The 14,372-nt window shown below is 38.9% G+C and carries 14 protein-coding genes; 13 read left to right on the forward strand and 1 reads right to left on the reverse strand.

The features are described from left to right. The first annotated feature begins 142 nt into the window (after positions 1-142). The 5 genes from cdaA (at position 143) to ACQKEZ_RS16040 (ending at position 7,300) form a co-directional block, all read left to right on the forward strand. Entirely contained in the window at positions 143-964 is an 822-nt protein-coding gene (cdaA, locus tag ACQKEZ_RS16020; protein ID WP_427302474.1) for a diadenylate cyclase CdaA, read from the forward strand. Then, positions 957-2,378: a CdaR family protein gene (locus tag ACQKEZ_RS16025; protein WP_427302476.1), complete on the forward strand. Its 1,422-nt coding sequence runs from the start codon at positions 957-959 to the stop codon at positions 2,376-2,378. The genes cdaA and ACQKEZ_RS16025 overlap by 8 nt, the downstream gene beginning before the upstream one ends. 24 nt (positions 2,379-2,402) lie before the next feature. Further along, positions 2,403-3,749 carry a phosphoglucosamine mutase gene (gene glmM / locus ACQKEZ_RS16030; RefSeq protein ID WP_427302478.1) on the forward strand — a complete coding sequence of 449 codons (1,347 nt, stop codon included), beginning with the start codon at positions 2,403-2,405 and terminating at the stop codon, positions 3,747-3,749. A 571-nt stretch (positions 3,750-4,320) separates the two neighbouring features. Continuing rightward, on the forward strand, positions 4,321-6,123 hold the full coding sequence (glmS, locus tag ACQKEZ_RS16035; RefSeq protein WP_427302480.1) for a glutamine--fructose-6-phosphate transaminase (isomerizing): 1,803 nt from the start codon (positions 4,321-4,323) through the stop codon (positions 6,121-6,123). 901 nt (positions 6,124-7,024) lie between these two features. Next, the gene (locus ACQKEZ_RS16040) at positions 7,025-7,300 is read left to right on the forward strand and encodes a Tn7-like element transposition protein TnsE (protein ID WP_427302482.1); all 276 of its coding nucleotides are present in this window, start codon (positions 7,025-7,027) and stop codon (positions 7,298-7,300) included. A gap of 276 nt (positions 7,301-7,576) precedes the next feature. Here the strand turns inward: ACQKEZ_RS16040 and ACQKEZ_RS16045 are convergent, their stop codons facing one another. Then, positions 7,577-8,317 (reverse strand): MBL fold metallo-hydrolase, encoded by a 741-nt coding sequence (locus ACQKEZ_RS16045; protein ID WP_427302484.1) that lies wholly within the window; start codon positions 8,315-8,317, stop codon positions 7,577-7,579. 272 nt (positions 8,318-8,589) lie between these two features. On the opposite strand from ACQKEZ_RS16045, the gene ACQKEZ_RS16050 reads away from it, so the two are divergent. The 8 genes from ACQKEZ_RS16050 (at position 8,590) to ACQKEZ_RS16085 (ending at position 14,350) form a co-directional block, all read left to right on the forward strand. Next, entirely contained in the window at positions 8,590-9,390 is an 801-nt protein-coding gene (locus tag ACQKEZ_RS16050) for an RNA polymerase sigma factor (RefSeq protein ID WP_427302486.1), read from the forward strand. Between the two features lie 448 nt (positions 9,391-9,838). Next, positions 9,839-10,006 carry a pentapeptide repeat-containing protein gene (locus ACQKEZ_RS16055; RefSeq protein WP_078061742.1) on the forward strand — a complete coding sequence of 56 codons (168 nt, stop codon included), beginning with the start codon at positions 9,839-9,841 and terminating at the stop codon, positions 10,004-10,006. Between the two features lie 336 nt (positions 10,007-10,342). Continuing rightward, complete coding sequence (locus ACQKEZ_RS16060) at positions 10,343-10,630, forward strand: hypothetical protein (protein WP_427302488.1); 288 nt, start codon at positions 10,343-10,345, stop codon at positions 10,628-10,630. A gap of 228 nt (positions 10,631-10,858) precedes the next feature. Then, positions 10,859-11,215: a DUF2200 domain-containing protein gene (locus ACQKEZ_RS16065; RefSeq protein ID WP_427302490.1), complete on the forward strand. Its 357-nt coding sequence runs from the start codon at positions 10,859-10,861 to the stop codon at positions 11,213-11,215. A 469-nt stretch (positions 11,216-11,684) separates the two neighbouring features. Next, entirely contained in the window at positions 11,685-12,095 is a 411-nt protein-coding gene (locus tag ACQKEZ_RS16070; protein WP_427302491.1) for a RidA family protein, read from the forward strand. A 413-nt stretch (positions 12,096-12,508) separates the two neighbouring features. Next, complete coding sequence (locus ACQKEZ_RS16075; protein ID WP_427302493.1) at positions 12,509-12,880, forward strand: GntR family transcriptional regulator; 372 nt, start codon at positions 12,509-12,511, stop codon at positions 12,878-12,880. Between the two features lie 5 nt (positions 12,881-12,885). Next, positions 12,886-13,752, forward strand: coding sequence for an ABC transporter ATP-binding protein (locus tag ACQKEZ_RS16080; RefSeq protein ID WP_427302495.1), 867 nt, complete (start codon positions 12,886-12,888; stop codon positions 13,750-13,752). After that, positions 13,745-14,350, forward strand: coding sequence for an ABC-2 transporter permease (locus ACQKEZ_RS16085; protein ID WP_427302496.1), 606 nt, complete (start codon positions 13,745-13,747; stop codon positions 14,348-14,350). Before ACQKEZ_RS16080 ends, ACQKEZ_RS16085 begins: the two co-directional genes overlap by 8 nt. Positions 14,351-14,372: the final 22 nt, after the last annotated feature.

Here is a 14,372-nt window from a genome sequence, read left to right on the forward strand (position 1 = left end):
GGGACAGGTAGTTATGGCGTATCTGTTTTCCTTGCTCAAACAAAATGTGGTATAATAGCCACGCTATGTAGATACACATAGTCTCTTTTTTTATGAAAATGCACCATACGAAGAATAACTGAAAATTCTGGAGGACGAGGAAATGGCTTTAGGGGATATTCCTATTTTGCAGTACCTCGGTCATGCTGTTGATATTCTCGTTGTTTGGTATGTGATATATAAACTAATGATGGTCATCCGCGGAACAAAAGCGGTTCAGCTTTTAAAAGGAATTGTGGTCATTGTTCTCGTCAGGATGGGAAGTGCGTATCTTGGTCTGAACACGCTTCAATGGCTGATGGATCAAGCGATTACGTGGGGTTTTCTTGCGATCATTATTATTTTTCAGCCAGAGTTAAGGCGAGCGCTTGAACAGCTTGGCCGTGGTCGCTTCTTTTCAAGGAGCGGAACGCCTGTTGAGGAGCAGCAGCAGAAAACGATCGAGGCGATAACAAAAGCAATAAAGTATATGGCGAAGCGTAGAATTGGTGCGCTATTGACGATTGAGCGTGATACTGGAATGAATGATTACATAGAAACAGGGATTCCTTTAAATGCAAAGGTAAGCTCTGAACTATTGATTAATATTTTTATTCCGAATACGCCACTTCATGATGGTGCTGTCATTATGAAGCGAGATGAAATTGCAGCTGCGGCCTGTTATTTGCCGCTATCTGAAAGTCCGTTTATTTCAAAGGAGCTCGGTACTCGGCATAGAGCTGCAGTCGGGATCAGTGAAGTGACCGATAGTTTGACGGTGATTGTATCAGAGGAAACAGGTGCCATCAGTGTCGCGAAAAACGGGGATCTTTATAGAGAGTTGACAGAAGAAGCGCTTGAAGAAATGCTGGTTGCGGAATTCAGTAAAAACACCAAGGATGCTTCCTCGACCAAATGGTATTGGAGGGGCAAGAAAAATGGATAAGATTTTAAATAATCGCTGGGCAGTGAAGTTTCTTGCATTGGTCTTCGCTTTATTGCTGTATGGAGCAGTCAATTCAGCGCAAGCGCCCACACCGAAAAAAATCGGTGAATCCTTTTTCCCGACATCTACGACGGATGAAGCAACTTTAACGGACATTCCCGTAAAGGCTTATTATGATGATGAAAAATATGTAGTGACAGGTGTACCGCAGACGGTCAATGTCACAATTAAGGGCTCAACTAGTGCAGTCAAGACTGCTAGGCAAACGAAAAATTTTGAAATTTACGCAGATATGCAGAATTTAAGCACAGGAACGCATAAGGTAAAGCTGAAAGCGAGAGATGTTTCGAAAGGTCTCACATTGACAATCAATCCGTCTGTGACAACGGTCACGATTCAGGAACGGACATCAGCGGAATTTCCTGTAGAGACAGAGTTCTATAATCAGAATAAGATGAAAGATGGATATTCACCGGAGCAGCCAATTGTCAATCCGAAAAATGTGACTGTAACTGGCTCTAAAGATGTCATCGATAAAATCTCTGTGATTAAGGCATTTATTAACTTAGAGGATGTCGACGAACAAATCGAAAAAGAAGCGAAGTTGACTGTATATGACAGCAGTGGCAATGAACTGCCGGTTGAAGTGACGCCTTCTGTTGTGGATATTACGGTGCCGATCACAAGCCCAAGCAAAAAGGTACCTTTTAAAATCGACCGTACAAGCAGTTTACCAGATGGTATTAGCATTTCTAGCATTGAGACAAGCCCGAGTGAAGTGACGGTCTATGGCTCACAAAAGGTATTGGATGCGTTGGACTTTATTGATGGAGTCAAACTAGATTTAAGTAAAATAAAAGACGATACAGAAATAAATGCAGACATCCCGTTGCCAGACGGTGTAAAGAAGGTTTCACCTGAAAAAGTGAAAATCAAGGTGAAGGTGGCAAGTGCCGAGGAGAAAAAGATTGATAATGTACCGATCTCCGTCGTTGGGCTTGGCAAGGATGTAAAGTCTGAATTTGTGAGCCCTTCCTCTGGCAGGCTCACGCTGAATGTCGTGGGTTCACGTAACACAATTAACAGCCTGAAGGCATCTGACTTTGAACTATATGTCAACTTGACCGACTTAAACGAAGGAACGCATGAAGTCAAGGTGCAAGTAAATGGTCCTCAAAATGCGACTTGGAGATTATCGAAATCAAAGGCGAAGGTCAAATTGACATCTACTGACACGTCAAATGATCAGCCGGCTTCCACAAATGAGCAAAAAGACAAAAATGATGCTACTTCTGACTCTAATGATAAAGAGGAGAAGAGCGAAGAGAAGTCGACAAAGAATAAATCCAAAAAAGAATCAAGTCAAAAGCAAAGTATCAAAAAAGATACAAAAGAGGATTCAGCTACCTCTTGAATGGAAAAAAGGAGCGATTGAAACATGGGCAAGTACTTTGGAACTGATGGTGTAAGGGGTGTGGCAAATAGTGAGTTAACGCCAGAACTCGCTTTTAAAATTGGGCGATTTGGCGGCTATGTCCTGACAAAAGATAAAGAACGTCCAAAGGTGCTAGTTGGACGAGATACACGTGTATCCGGTCATATGCTAGAGGGAGCGCTGGTAGCAGGTTTGCTTTCCATTGGTGCAGAAGTGATGCGTCTTGGTGTGATCTCAACACCAGGCGTATCCTACTTAACAAAAGCAATGGATGCAGAAGCAGGTGTAATGATTTCTGCTTCACATAATCCTGTGCAAGATAATGGCATTAAATTTTTTGGCGGTGATGGCTTCAAGCTGTCTGACGAGCAAGAGAATGAAATTGAACAGTTAATGGATCAGCCAGTAGATGAATTACCTCGCCCAGTTGGCGCGGACTTAGGAACTGTGAATGATTACTTTGAAGGCGGGCAGAAATATTTACAATTTCTGAAACAAACAGCGGATGAAGATTTCACAGGCATTCACGTTGCCCTTGACTGTGCACATGGTGCAACCTCCTCGCTTGCCACGCATTTGTTCGCTGATTTAGATGCAGATGTATCCACGATGGGCACGTCGCCAAACGGCTTAAATATTAATGACGGCGTTGGTTCGACACATCCAGAGACACTTGCTGCTTTTGTGAAAGAAAAGGGAGCTGACATCGGCCTTGCCTTTGATGGAGACGGCGATCGTTTGATTGCTGTGGATGAAAAAGGACAAATCGTTGATGGTGACCAAATCATGTACATATGCGCACGCTATTTGAAAGATGAAGGTCGCTTAAAGGATGATACAGTTGTATCGACTGTCATGAGTAATCTAGGCTTCTATAAAGCGCTTGAGAAACAAGGGATCAAAAGTGTACAAACAGCTGTGGGTGACCGCTACGTGGTAGAGGCAATGAAAAATGATGGCTACAATGTTGGTGGTGAACAGTCTGGTCACTTGATTTTCCTTGATTACAACACAACAGGCGATGGCATGCTTTCTGCGATTATGCTTGTAAATACATTAAAGGCGACAGGTAAACCTTTATCAGAGCTTGCAGCGGAAATGGATAAATTTCCACAACTACTTGTAAATGTTAAAGTGTCGGATAAATATAAAGTAGAAGAAAATGAAAAAGTAAAAGCTGTAATTACAGAGGTTGAAAAGGAAATGAACGGTGATGGCCGTATTCTGGTTCGACCTTCTGGCACAGAGCCGCTTGTGCGAGTCATGGCAGAGGCGAAAACGAAAGAACTTTGTGATGAGTATGTGTCTCGTATCACAGCTGTTGTGAAAGAAGAAATGGGAATTGAATAAAGAGATGGAAGCAAATCACCTTGAGGTGGTTTGTTTTTTTATTTTTTCTGGTAAAACCGGCATAAGAAGGAGATTTATCACGAATCATATAAAGGATGGTGAAATTTTATCTTTTTGTACATAATGTGTTGAGTGCATTGAAGATAGAACGTGACAAGCCGCATCGCATATAGTGTAGAGTGGGAGCCATCTGAAGGGCGAGCGAGTATGCCTAATTGACGATGGTCAGACCTTATAGTACAATCATCCTTGTGTTACTGGATTTTATTTTAGGAGGAAAGGAAGGGTAGATGTTCAGAACTCTTATAATTATAGCGCCCGGACTAAGCGATCGGACGAAAGATGCTTAGTTGACGAGGATGGAGGTTATCGAATTTTCGGCGGATGCCTCCCGGCTGATCAAAAGAGATCACAGCCGTAAGTGTTTCTTTAAACCAAAGAGGTGACTCTTTGAACAAAGGGAATACACATGATCTTCCAAAAACAACATGTAGAGAGGGACAGAAGAAAGTCCCTTCTCATTTAGTAGGCTTTCTTTGTCCCTGTCTCATATTCGGGAGGAAGAAATTTTATGTGTGGAATCGTAGGTTATATTGGTCAGAGTGATGCGAAGGAAATTTTGCTAAAAGGCTTAGAGAAGCTTGAATATCGTGGGTATGACTCAGCAGGTATCGCTGTGGCAAACGAAGAAGGCGTGCATGTGTTCAAAGAAAAAGGACGTATTGCTGAGCTTCGTGAAGTAGTAGATGCAAATGTAGCATCAACAGCAGGTATCGGACATACACGCTGGGCAACACACGGTGTGCCAAGTTATCTAAATGCGCATCCGCATCAAAGTACTTCTGGTCGTTTTACGCTTGTTCATAACGGTGTCATCGAGAACTATGTACAGTTGACACGCGAATATTTACAAGACGTGACATTAAAAAGCGACACGGACACAGAGGTTGTTGTTCAAGTCATCGAACAATTTGTGAATAGAGGTCTTGATACAGAGGAAGCTTTCCGTCAAACACTTCTTCAATTAAAAGGCTCTTACGCAATTGCTCTTTTCGATAATGAAAACAAAGAAACAATCTATGTCGCAAAAAACAAAAGTCCTCTACTTGTCGGTTTTGGTGAAGACTTTAACGTTGTGGCTTCTGACGCAATGGCGATGCTTCAAGTAACAAATGAGTATGCAGAACTAATGGATAAAGAAATGGTCATCGTCACAAAAGACGAGGTTGTGATTAAAAACCTTGATGGTGATGTCATGACACGCCCTTCTTACATCGCTGAGCTAGATGCAAGCGACATCGAGAAAGGCACATATCCTCACTACATGTTAAAAGAAACGGATGAGCAGCCTCTTGTAATGCGTAAAATCATCCAAGAATATCAAGACGAAAATGGCAAGCTGTCAGTCGCAGGCGATATCGCAAGCGCAGTAGCAGAAGCAGACCGCATTTACATTGTGGCTTGTGGAACAAGCTACCATGCCGGACTTGTCGGTAAACAATATATTGAGGACTGGGCAAAAGTACCTGTAGAAGTCCATGTAGCAAGTGAATTCTCTTACAACATGCCACTTCTATCGAAAAAGCCACTGTTCATCTTCCTTTCTCAATCTGGGGAGACTGCGGACAGTCGTGCAGTACTCGTCCAAGTGAAAGAACTTGGTCATAAAGCATTAACGATCACAAACGTACCAGGATCAACCTTATCACGTGAAGCTGACTTCACATTACTCTTGCATGCTGGTCCAGAAATCGCAGTAGCTTCAACAAAAGCGTACACAGCACAAATTGCTGTTCTTGCGATCCTAGCATCTGTGGCAGCTGAACTTAACGGTCAATCCCTTGACTTTGACCTTGTGAAAGAGCTTGGAATTGTCGCAAATGCTATGGGGGCTCTTGTCGATCAAAAGGATGAAATGGAGCAAATCGCTCGTGACTTCTTCACAGTGACACGTAACGCATTCTTTATCGGAAGAGGACTTGACTACTATGTGTGTCTTGAAGGTGCACTGAAGCTAAAAGAGATCTCTTACATCCAAGCAGAAGGCTTTGCTGGCGGAGAACTCAAACACGGCACAATTGCTTTAATTGAAGAAGGCACACCGGTCATTGCCCTTGCAACGCAAGAGCACGTGAACCTCAGCATTCGCGGTAACGTCAAAGAAGTCGTTGCACGCGGCGCAAACCCATGTGTCATCTCACTGAAAGGCCTAGAAGACGAAGGCGACCGTTTCGTCCTTCCAGCTGTACACCCAGCACTTGCACCACTTGCATCTGTTGTCCCGTTACAGTTGATCGCTTATTATGCCGCACTTCATCGTGGGTGTGATGTGGATAAACCACGTAACCTTGCGAAGAGTGTGACGGTGGAGTAGGGTTAAATAGATTATTCACTTTTATTGATGTTAATAAAGTTGTTAGAGCTGTCAGCCTGGGAACACTTACTTACTCAGAACCCGCTGACAGTTTTTTTCTATTGGGATAAAGTTTGGATATGGATTATAGAGTGTTTAATTTAGAGAAAAAAGAAAGTTTAACAACTTATTCAGTTGTTAAATTAACGTTTCGTGGGGATAATGAGAATTAGTACTTTTAATATGATTTTAGAATGTGCTTTCAAGAAATAAAATTGACAAACACCACATCGCTATTTTAATAATAAAATGATGACCCTTCACGATCCTTGTTACCCTTTAATGATCTGTCATTCATTGATTAAGACATGTGGAAATCCAACTTTTTAACATATTTTCCATCTTGACATGGTCAATCATTTGTGGCTTTAAAATGAAGTTGCACCATTTTAAAAAAAGATGAACGGATTATAAAAAAGTTGCACTGTTTTAGCCCTTTAGAGATACGTCTAAAGGGCTATTTAAGTCATAAGTGTTTTAAAAAGAGTTCCCACTATCTTTTTCTATGCGAGAGTCAAGATAGATTGGTCTAGATTGTGAGAATCTTTAATAGGTACAGAACAAAGAAGTAAAATGACCTAACCTTAACTATTCACTTTGTTGTTGGATAACAAGAGTGTTCACCAATTAATGACAAAATGATAAGAAAATGTACTGGTTCCCTTCCTATGTATTCCCTGTTCTTAAATAATAAAAAGGTTCATGACTCTCCCTAATGGCCATGAACCTTGTTACGACGATGATGAAAAATCCTAACGATGTTAATTTCTGAACTGGATGCCGCTTCATTAGTATAACTTTCCTAATCAAACGACCTTTGAACGTTCACCCTAGCAGATGATGCATCCCATACGCTCATCAGATGAAACATAAGCTATTAGATGGACGAGTGTTAGAGAAATTCGAGATTGAGCGTGAAGATCGTTCACTATCCATACTTATTTTATCATCTAATAAGATTAAAGAATGGAATTATATATACAAGAGTTTACTTTTAAATCTCGTAAATAGTAGTGGGGTTTGGTCAAGCCAATTTTTGCAAAACCTTGAAAATAAGGGCGTAAACTTTAGGAAGATGAAACATAGTAAGAAAAATAGTAGACACCGAGCAGAACTATTGCTGAATAAGTTGATATAAACAATATGTGAATTGCTCTGGGATTAAGGCGGTAGCATACAGTATGATTTCATTTTTTAATGAAATCCTCTATTTAATGACAAAACGAGCTATCTCATAGGACGCTTGTTTTGTCACCGCCGTAAGCGATAAGAGTTTCTATAATCTGTAACAATAATACAACACAAGAAGGTACACCAAACGCAACTTTTACTAAATACGTACCATAAACATCCCTCGTCTGTTTATGGTTGAATGCTAAATTAAATTAGTAGCCCATTCCAATGCTTTTAGCTGTTACTCCTTTTCAACTATGCCTTTAAGCTGTTCTTTAACATTATTTTTACTTAATCCTCCGTGGTAACAAATCACTTTTTCAATATCGAAATCCAAATAGCTTGCTATGGAACGGAATGCTGTATCCATATCCGGAGTGGACGGTGGATGAGGTCCTTGCAAAACACCTTCTACACTATACATTGCATCCCCTACAACAAGGGTTTTGCTTTGCTTCAAATAAAGGCTAATATGCCCGGGTGTATGCCCGGGTGTAAAAATAACGTGGATTCCTCCGCAGAATGGGAGATCCTCTCCACCAAACAATGTTTTGTCAACTTTAGCCCTTGGGGAATTGTTAACTTGAGCCACTATTACCCGACGTTTATCATCTGAAAGGTCGTCTAATTGCCAAGCCATACTTTCAAGGTTTGCCTTTAAGAGGGGGAGTTTACCCTCAATATAGGGCTTATCAATTTCATGAGCGTAAACTTTAATATGCGAATCAGATTCCTGCAAGATTTCAGGAAGGCTACCAATATGGTCAATGTCCTGATGTGTTAGAATAATAGCTTTTAATTTTTCAAAAGAGACTCCAGCATCATTCATTGCTGTTCGTATTTGCTCCAATTGACCAGGTGTTCCAGTATCAATCAGAACAGCAGTCTCATCATCCCAAATAAGAGTAGGATTCAATTCTTGACGACCACCAAAGGCTTCAATCTGTAGTTCAATCATTTTTACTCCATTCGAAATTTCCATATTTCTTTCTCCCTTCTAGTTTTAATACGTTAAATATTCTGAGGATCGGTTACTTAGTGGATCAGTAATTATAAGGATAATGCCTGTTTAAGATGAATTTGATATCCATATTTTTAATAGGGTGGCCTTGAAAAATACAGCTCTCAATTAACAAAACGAAAAAGCGTTATAAATAGTTACGGGGATGTCGATATTTTTTGTATTCGCAGTCCCTTTTTGATCTCATATTTCGTTTATAATAAATGAAAAGCAAAAATAAAGGAGGGATTTCAATGCGAGCGATTGATCAAAACGCTACTACTGAAGCGAATAAAAACTTCGAAAATGCTGTTAAACCCTACATGAAAGACTTGAAGAACTATTGCCGTTCCCTGATGAAATCGACTTGGGATGGAGAAGACCTGATGCAAGATACATTGACGAAGGCATATAAAAGTTACTCAACAACATTAAATCCAGTTTCCAAATCTTATTTGTTCCGAATTGCAAGCAATACATGGATTGATGGAAACCGGAAACAAAGGCTTAACGAAGACTTTAATAAAGATGTTTCAGAACTAGCCGATAAAAAAACAAATTCAGATATTCTTATAGAAGGAATGCAATTATTGTTGGAGGAACTTTCGCCAAAACAGCGTACAGCAGTGTTACTCGTTGATGGATTTAATTACACAATGCAAGAAACTTCAATTATGATGAGGACAACTGAGGGGGCCGTAAAGGCGGTTCTTCATCGGGCCCGAAGGAAAATAAAACAAGTAAGAAATCAAGCTACTATTTATTCGGAGGACGACAACGTCAAAACGTATATTACCGCATTCCAAAGTGGAAAACCTGAAATGATTGTCGATCTTTTCCGGAAAGAAATTGGTGAACCACGTATGGTGGAAATAACTACCCTATCAGGTTCTAATCCAAAGATGACAATTCAACCAATTGTTGGATTCGGAACTTCATACGTAATTGTTACGCTCAGGAAAAAAGATGGAAATTTAGTTTGTATACCATTTTATAGGTCAGAATGGCTAGCTTTCTTCACTCAATTGAAAGAAGAACTTTTTTTGGCAGCATAATAAAAAGGGGTTATCTGAATAGTTATTGTGATTCCACTTTTCGTTGATGCTTTATTGAAATAAAGTTCTTTAGTGGGTAAAAAGAAGCAACAATATCATCTTTTATCTACTGTTTCTTCAGGGGAATTGTGGAAACATTTTTTGTTTATGAGGTTCAGTATGTCCATGGCTGATCATTTGCTGGTCATTTTATGGCTGAAAACAAAAAACGGATGACCAGTGACGTCGAAATAAAGTTCGATCATGTATAAAAGTCTGATCGTTTATAATAAAGTTTGATCAAAAATCCTGCGGTAATGAAATGCAGTTTTTTTTCTTGTTGCGCAATCAGACCATGTAATGGAGTAAGTCTTCTTATAAAAAGAAAAGAGTAAAGAAAGATCTAGATTACGTAGAAGCAAACCTAAAAGGGTTGGACTTACAAGGCCGAGGTTTTAGAGGAACATTAATGATTGCAGCAAATTTAAGCCATAGTAATTTGAGAAGGTCTGATTTTATTGTAGCTGACCTAAGAGACGCAGAGATAAGTGGCGCTAACTTGAAAGAAGCTCTTTTTCTAACACAGTCACAAATCAATTCCGCAAGAGGAGATGATCAAACCCAAATTTCCGACTAGTTAGAAAGTCCAAACCATTGTCTAAACTAAAAGATTACCACGCAGTTTTAGTCAACTTTTCAACGCCCTTATTGTACTATAAAGGGCTTTTAATAACGTCTTTGAAACGATCTTCAGCAAAGGGACGCAATTGTGGAAGACTAAAGGTAAAAATGATCAATCTTTTTTATAAAACTGAAACTTAAATTTGCTAGATGGGGATCTATTTTGATCAAACTTTTTTCAAAATGGATTCTTCTTATTTGCCGAAAATACGGATTTGTGAGGTATTTTTAATCAAACTTTATTCCAAAGCAACATTTGATACTAGATATAATTGTCTAAAGGGGTATTTTTGTGTCTAAAGAACTAATTAAAATGAAAGATAGATTCGATAAGATCGTACATCTTCAAGAGAGCGGAGTCATTATGAGTGAATATTTAAAAAAGGAAAAATGGGGAATTACTTTTTTCTTCATCGTTTATATCGCATTGTTTATTAGCTCTTATTTGTTGATTGGTGGTCCTGCTACCGTCGAAGGACCGATTTGTGTATTTCTAGGATTCTGTTTCGTTCAATTTCTTAAATTTAGGGATTTTAAAAAAAATGAAAGAAATAAAAAAGGTTTATATCATCGTCTATAGATAGAGCATAAAAGAATTTACAAAGTGTATGACTGTGAATAGCGTAGATGAAGAAATTTAGGAGAAACGTCAAGATTTAAAAAGAGCTAATCATGCTATTTTCATCATCAAGGGTAGAATACCAAGTTTGCATGAAAATAAAAGGAATAGGCATCATATTCATGAGAGAGTAGCAATTTTCGGAGACATTACAGTATTAACTTTTAACGAAGAAAGTGAGAATAACACATGACTAAACCAAAAATTTACACAATGAGCTTTGCAAAAGTCTATCCTCTTTACATCGCAAAGGCAGAGAGAAAGGGACGAACGAAGGCTGAAGTTGATGCGATCATTTGTTGGTTGACAAGGTACAGTCCGGAAGAGTTAAAGAAACAGGTGGATAAACAGACAGATGTTGAAGCCTTTTTTGCTGAGGCTCCTGAGCTTCACCCTTCCCGTAGCTTAATCAAAGGAGTCATTTGTGGTGTTCGAATAGAGGACATTGAGGAAGAAACCATGAAAAACATTCGGTATATGGATAAGCTGATTGATGAGTTAGCTAAGGGGAAGGCGATGGAAAAGATTTTGCGAGGTTCATCATAAATTACAGTCTCTGTTGTACTTAAAAAGGACATGAGCAAGTGACCGGATTGTCGTTGTCTTACCTGCTTCATGGGCTCCCGGGCTTGCTTGTTATAGAAATTTATGATGGGTTAAACACATGATTTCTAAAAAAGGAACAATCCTATTAGAAAAAAGAGAACGTTCAAGATCAACATATGTTTTTTCAAGAATTATAGCAGGAGGTACTCATTGAGTCGGATATGAGTATCTAAAGGGTCTTTTTATGGAAAAGAGATATGTATTTAGTAAATAGTGAAAAGAAGTATAAAGAAATCTAAACACACATTATCATGCCCTTTGTCAACAATCTGTCTGTGTCTTTTCTCTTGAAAGGACTTTCTTTATTGCATTTTTCTAGGAGCATAAAAATCTGAAATGTAAAAGAAAGTTTGATATGATAGATTTATTGGTTTGAATTTATTATATTTTCTGAAAAGGGGTTCTATATATGAAAACATCACGTAATCCTGAGACAGTTCATAAACCAGTTGCACCGTATACCCATCAAATAGAGACAACAGGACCACAGCGATGGTTAACCTTATCAGGTCAAGTGGGGATGGAAGTAGATGGAACCATCCCAGAGAGTCCGATGGAGCAGCTCGAACTAGCGTTAGAGAATGTGAAACGAAATGTAGAAGCGGCTGATATGACAGTGGAAGATATAACGAAACTTGTGTTTTATCTAGTTGGGGAGTTTGATGCTGAGAGCAGAAAGCGAATCATGGGTCAGTTCTTAGGTGACCACTTGCCTTGTATGACAATGATTTATGTGGTTGCCTTGGCTTCTCCTGCTTTAAAGGTAGAGGTGGATGCGTGGGCGTGCCGAGATATGGTTTCAGTTGATGAGTCGGTTTGATGGAATGGCTTGCTGAGATAAGAAGTTTTTCAATCATGCAATATAGAGAAAAACATATTAAGAGAAAAAGATTGGGATATTGATGCCCAATCTTTTTTGTTTTGTAAATGATTTATTTTCCTTTTCATCATTTATTTAGAACATAATTTTGTTTCAGGGTTTGTTTTATCCGATTTTTTCATTTTTGTTTTAAAGACCGCATAGCTTAAAGGCTGTGCGGTTTTTTTACTTATATTCAGACATACAGAAGCGAGAAGCTGAATCTAACCTTCATCAAAAATTGTAGAGAACTTTTTTTAAAGTTGTTGAATATTCTTTAAGTGTGTATATAATGTATATATAGAGTATATACATTATGTGGGTTTCTTTATTTCAAACAGCAGTACAAGACATGACGAAAAAGAGGTTTTAATATGCAGATTATGATTTCCAACCAATCAAAGGAGCCGATTTATGAGCAAATTACGAATCAAATCAAGTCGCTGATTTTAACGGGTGAGCTTACAGAGGGTGCAGCTTTGCCATCTATTCGTAAGCTTGCAAAGGATTTGCAAATCAGCGTCATCACCACAAAGCGTGCATATGAGGAGTTGGAGAAGGCGGGCTTTATTTATTCCATTGTTGGTAAGGGTTCATTTGTTGCAGAGCAAAACATAGAAGTGATGAGAGAGAAGAAGCTGAAGGTGATTGAGGAGCAGCTGAGTGCAGTGATTACGAATAGCAAGGAATTGGGATTGTCTTTTGATGAGTTGCAGCAGTTAATGAAGTTCTTATATGAGGAGTGAGTGGGATGGAAAATGTGATTGAATTCAAAGATGTCTCGAAAAAATTCAAGGGTTTTTCAGTTAATCATCTTGATTTACAAGTCAAGCGAGGCTTTGTCACAGGGTTTATTGGGGAGAATGGTGCTGGTAAGTCGACCACCATTAAAATGATGATGAATTTATTAAAGCCAGATGCTGGTGAGATCAAGCTTTTTGGCTTAGATTATCATACACATGAAAAAGAGATAAAGGAACGGATTGGGTTTGTATACGATGGTAATGTATTTTTTGAGGGGTTAAACTTAAAAGATATTAAACGGATTGTTGCACCCGCCTATAAACAATGGGATGACAGAATATTTTATCAGTATATTGAACAATTTGGTCTGCCACTTCGTAAAGCGATCAAAACGTTTTCAAAAGGGATGCAGATGAAGGCCTCATTGGCAATTGCGCTGTCGCATCATGCAGAGCTGATTATAATGGATGAGCCAACAGCAGGTCTAGATCCTGTTTTTAGACGAGAGTTGTTGGGAATTTTACAGGAATTAATGGTTGATGGGAATCGGACGATCTTTTTCTCTACACATATGACGACTGATTTAGATCGGATTGCAGATTATATTGCTTTTATACAAAATGGGGAGTTGATCTTTCAAAAGTCGATTCACGATGTAGCCGAGAGTTACGCGCTTGTGAAAGGAAGGTTGGATCTATTGGACAGAGACACAGAAAAGGCTTTTGTTCATATTCAGCGTACATCCACAGGTTTTGAAGCATTAACGGATCATATTGAAGAAGTGAAACATATTTTTGGGGACACAGTTGTCATTGAACGAGCATCTCTCGAAGATATTATGTTTTATTTGAAAGGTGGCTTGTCGCATGTTTAATTTAATCAGACGTGATTTGATCTTGCAGAAAAAGCAACTCATCATTTTTCCCCCTTTTGTTCTATTCTTTATCATTATGGATGTACATCCAGCTTTGACGTTTCTCATAGCCAGTGTTTTCATTCCCTTTAACACATATGCTTACGATGAAAAAGCAGAAACGAATATTTTATTAAATTCTTTGCCGTATACACGTAAAGAAATCATTGCCTCACGTTACCTTGGTGCACTCGTTTATATGATATTGGCTATTGGGCTGACAAGTCTTGCGTTATTTAGTTTCGGTAGGTTGTTTACTATGACGGATATTGCGATTGGAAGTGGCTTGTTTTTATTATTTGCTGCGTGTACTTTTCCATTGTTTTATATTTTAAAACCCGGTTATATTACAACTATGGTGCTTATTAGCTTTATTCTTTTAACAGCGATAGGTCCGCCAATTGTCATGTATTTAGCTGAACACTTAACAGTCATCACTCATTTCATAATGAATTTATCCATTCCAGTTTTATATACTGGATCAGCTATTGTGATTATGGTGGTGTACATGATGTCATGGGGATTATCTACTGTGATTTATCTGAGGAAAGCGTTCTAGTTCGGAAGAGAAGGCTTATATG

The organism is Bacillus sp. NPDC077027, from assembly GCF_050269555.1.
GTDB lineage: Bacteria > Bacillota > Bacilli > Bacillales > Bacillaceae > Bacillus.

Coding starts and splice junctions, on each gene's coding strand:
- cdaA (WP_427302474.1), top strand. CDS start 143: ATGGCTTTAGGGGATATTCCTATTTTGCAGTACCTCGGTCATGCTGTT.
- ACQKEZ_RS16025 (WP_427302476.1), top strand. CDS start 957: ATGGATAAGATTTTAAATAATCGCTGGGCAGTGAAGTTTCTTGCATTG.
- glmM (WP_427302478.1), top strand. CDS start 2,403: ATGGGCAAGTACTTTGGAACTGATGGTGTAAGGGGTGTGGCAAATAGT.
- glmS (WP_427302480.1), top strand. CDS start 4,321: ATGTGTGGAATCGTAGGTTATATTGGTCAGAGTGATGCGAAGGAAATT.
- ACQKEZ_RS16040 (WP_427302482.1), top strand. CDS start 7,025: ATGAAACATAAGCTATTAGATGGACGAGTGTTAGAGAAATTCGAGATT.
- ACQKEZ_RS16045 (WP_427302484.1), bottom strand. CDS start 8,317: ATGGAAATTTCGAATGGAGTAAAAATGATTGAACTACAGATTGAAGCC.
- ACQKEZ_RS16050 (WP_427302486.1), top strand. CDS start 8,590: ATGCGAGCGATTGATCAAAACGCTACTACTGAAGCGAATAAAAACTTC.
- ACQKEZ_RS16055 (WP_078061742.1), top strand. CDS start 9,839: ATGATTGCAGCAAATTTAAGCCATAGTAATTTGAGAAGGTCTGATTTT.
- ACQKEZ_RS16065 (WP_427302490.1), top strand. CDS start 10,859: ATGACTAAACCAAAAATTTACACAATGAGCTTTGCAAAAGTCTATCCT.
- ACQKEZ_RS16070 (WP_427302491.1), top strand. CDS start 11,685: ATGAAAACATCACGTAATCCTGAGACAGTTCATAAACCAGTTGCACCG.
- ACQKEZ_RS16075 (WP_427302493.1), top strand. CDS start 12,509: ATGCAGATTATGATTTCCAACCAATCAAAGGAGCCGATTTATGAGCAA.
- ACQKEZ_RS16080 (WP_427302495.1), top strand. CDS start 12,886: ATGGAAAATGTGATTGAATTCAAAGATGTCTCGAAAAAATTCAAGGGT.
- ACQKEZ_RS16085 (WP_427302496.1), top strand. CDS start 13,745: ATGTTTAATTTAATCAGACGTGATTTGATCTTGCAGAAAAAGCAACTC.